Here is a 3,598-nt window from a genome sequence, read left to right on the forward strand (position 1 = left end):
CCTGCCCCGCAAACACAAACACCGAGCGGCCGATCGCGCTCGGCTGCGCCAGCCCGGTCACCACCCCGGTAGTGGGCTGCCCGGTCGCCACCGCAGCGAGACCGGCGGCCAGGTCGCTTCCGGTGACGACGGCCCGATACGCCAGCGCCGTGCGGGTGGTGGCCAGCGACCAGGACACATCCGCCGGGGCGAGATCCGGCTTGGCGAGGGCGAATTCGCGCAGCCGACCGGCTTGTGCCGCCAGGCCGTCCCGCGAGGTGCCCGAGACGAGCCAGGCCGGGCTGTCGACGTCGAGTACCCGCGGCTTGCCCACCGGCGGCGTCGCATCGTGTGCAGCGGGCTCGGGGGCTTCCTCGAGGATGATGTGCGCGTTGGTGCCGCTGATACCGAACGCGGATATCCCGGCCCGGCGCGGCTGTTCGACCACCGTCCACTCCACCGGTTCAGTGAGTAGCCCGACGTTGCCCGCGGTCCAATCCACATGGCTCGACGGCTGCTCGGCGTGCAGGGTGCGGGGCAACTCACCATGCTGGAGCGCCAGCACCATCTTGATCACACCAGCCACACCGGCCGCGGTCTGCGCATGCCCGATGTTGGACTTCACCGACCCCAGCCACAGGGGACGGTCACGGTCCTGACCGTAGGTAGCAAGGACCGCCTGCGCCTCGATCGGATCACCCAACGTGGTTCCCGTGCCATGCGCTTCAACGGCATCGATATCCGATGTGGACAGTCGGGCGTCAGCCAGCGCGGATCGGATGACCCGCTGCTGCGACGGACCGTTCGGCGCGGAAAGCCCATTCGAGGCGCCATCCTGGTTGGTCGCACTACCACGGATCACAGCCAACACCTGGTGACCACGGCGCTGGGCATCGGAGAGACGTTCCAGCACGATCATCCCCGCGCCTTCGCCCCAGCCGATGCCGTCAGCATCATCAGAAAACGCCTTGCACCGCCCGTCAGCGGCCATACCACCCTGCTGAGAAAACTCCATGAACGCACCCGGCGTAGACAACACCGCCACACCACCAGCCAACGCCATAGAACACTCCCCCGCCCGCAACGACTGCACCGCCTGATGCAACGCCACCAACGACGACGAACACGCCGTATCCACCGTCACCGCCGGCCCCTCCAAGCCAAGGGTGTACGACACCCGACCAGAAATCACCGCCGTAAGCCCACCCGTCAACAAATACCCTTCAGAACCCGTCTCACCCCCGGCGAGTCCCATGCCATACCCGGCGTAGGTCGCCCCCACGAAGACACCCGTTTTCGATCCCTTCAACGAGGTCGGATCCAGCCCCGTCCGCTCGAGCGACTCCCACGACACCTCGAGCAACAGCCGCTGCTGCGGATCCATCGCCAACGCCTCACGCGGAGAAATACCGAAAAACCCCGCATCGAACTCCGCCGCTTCATACACGAACCCACCCTGACGAACATAGGCCGCGCCCGAGGTGACATCCTCGGTGCCGTAGTTCTGCTCGACGAGGTCCCAGCCACGGTCGGTGGGAAAACCGGAGATCGTGTCGGTACCGGAGGACAGAATGTCCCACAGTTGCTCGGGACTCGCGGCACCACCCGGGTACCGGCAGCTCATACCGACGATCGCCAGCGGTTCTCCGGCCACGGCGCTGTGCACCGGTTCGATCGACTCCGGGCCCGAGCGGACACCGAGTAGCTCGCCGCGAAGGAACTCGGCCAGTGTTTCGGCGTTGGGGTAGTCGAAGATCAGCGTGGACGGCAGTTTGAGCCCGGATACCGTAGACAACCGATTGCGTAGTTCCACAGCGGTCAGCGAATCGAACCCCAGATCCCGGAAAGCCCGATCCGCATGCACCGCCTCGGTACCCGAGTGCCCGAGCACCGCCGCCGCTTCGGCACGCACCAGATCGGTCAGCAACCGCCCCTGCTCGACACCGGACAGGCCGACGAGCCGCTGGCCCAGTTCAGTGTCCGGGACCGCAGAACCCGTCTCCGATCCCTCGAGCGCCTGGTTGGCCTCCGGGATCGACCCGATCAGTGGACTCGGGCGACGCAACGTGAAGGTTGGCGCGAAGGTGGACCAGTCGACGTCGGCGACCGCGACCGCACCCTCACCACCGTCAAGAATCTGCCCCAAAGCCTGGATACCCAATTCCGGATCCATCACCCGCATACCGGAACGATTCAACTGCTCTCCGGCGGCGCCACCGACCATGCCACCCCCACCCCACAAACCCCACGCCACCGAAGTCCCAACCAACCCACGAGCACGACGCGCCTCGACAACAGCATCAAGATACGCATTAGCAGCCGCATACCCAGCCAGACCCGCACTACCCCACACCCCAGCACCAGAGGAAAACACCACAAACGCATCCAACTCGCCAGTCAACTGATCAAGCCAGCAAGCACCCGCCGCCTTAGCTGCCAAGACCGACGACAAATCAGCAACACTGGTATCCGCGATAAGACCACCCTCACCAACACCAGCAGCATGGACCACCGCCGACAGCTCCGTACCAGCACCGGCAATCCACCCCAGCAACCCAGCAACCCGCGCACGCTCAGCGATATCACAGGCCACCACATCCACCGCCGTCCCACGGCCAGCCAACTCGGCAACCAACGACGCCACCCCCGCGGCCGCCGAGCCAGACCGACTCGTCAACACCACCCGCGACGCACCACGCCCGGCCAACCATCGACCAACCCGTCCGCCGATCGACCCAGTACCACCGGTAATCAACACGCTCCCACGCGGAGTCCACTCGGCGGTGTTCCTTGGCCGAGACGCGCGCACAAGTCGCCTCCCCAGAATTCCCGCCGACCGCAACGCAACCTGATCCTCACCCACACCAGCCAAAACCGCACACAACCGCGAAGCGGCACGCTCATCCCAAACATCCGGCAGATCGACCAAACCACCCCACCGATCCGGAAACTCCAACGCCGCAACCCGACCAAAACCCCACACCTGCGCCTGCACCGGACTACCCACACCACCACCCGGAGCAACCCCACCACGCGTCAACACCCACAACGGTGCCCCAGCCTCCGCCACACCAAGCGCCCGAACAAGCTCAAAAGTTCCAGCAAAACCCCGAGACGCCGCAGGAAATTCCGAACTCGACGCCTCGTCCAGGGCCAACAACGAAACCACACCAGAGACACCCTCAACCGGCACCCGACCAAACTCATCGGGATCAACATTCAGAACACGCGCACCCCGTTCAGTCAACGCCCGCTCCACCCACTCGCGCTCGGCAAGCCGGGCATCACCGACCACCAACCACGTACCAGACAACACCACCGCCTCGTCACCAGACACCGGAACCCAATCGACGCGATAACGCCAATCCGCAACAGCCGAGTGCTCATTACGCCGCCAGGACGCCAAAGCAGGCAGGACCTCGCCGAGCGTGTTGTCATCGACGCCGAGGGCCTCGGCGAGACCCTGAACATCGCCGCTTTCCACCGCCGCCCAGAAGTCTCCGTCCGCGGAAGCGGGGGCAGCCACCGGTTCGGGCCAGTATCGCTGCCGTTGGAAGGCGTAGGTCGGCAGATCCACGGTCGCCCCGGGCTTGAGCACCGCGGACCAGTCCACCGCGAC

The 3,598-nt window shown here is 65.6% G+C and carries 1 protein-coding gene; it reads right to left on the reverse strand.

The window, feature by feature from the left end:
- Window positions 1-3,556, reverse strand: a 3,556-nt coding sequence (locus tag A37U_RS51185) for an SDR family NAD(P)-dependent oxidoreductase (RefSeq protein WP_240437819.1), incomplete at its 3' end; no start/stop codon positions are given.
- Between the last annotated feature and the right edge of the window lie 42 nt (window positions 3,557-3,598).

Origin of the sequence: Sciscionella marina DSM 45152, assembly GCF_000379465.1 — a bacterium.
GTDB lineage: Bacteria > Actinomycetota > Actinomycetes > Mycobacteriales > Pseudonocardiaceae > Sciscionella > Sciscionella marina.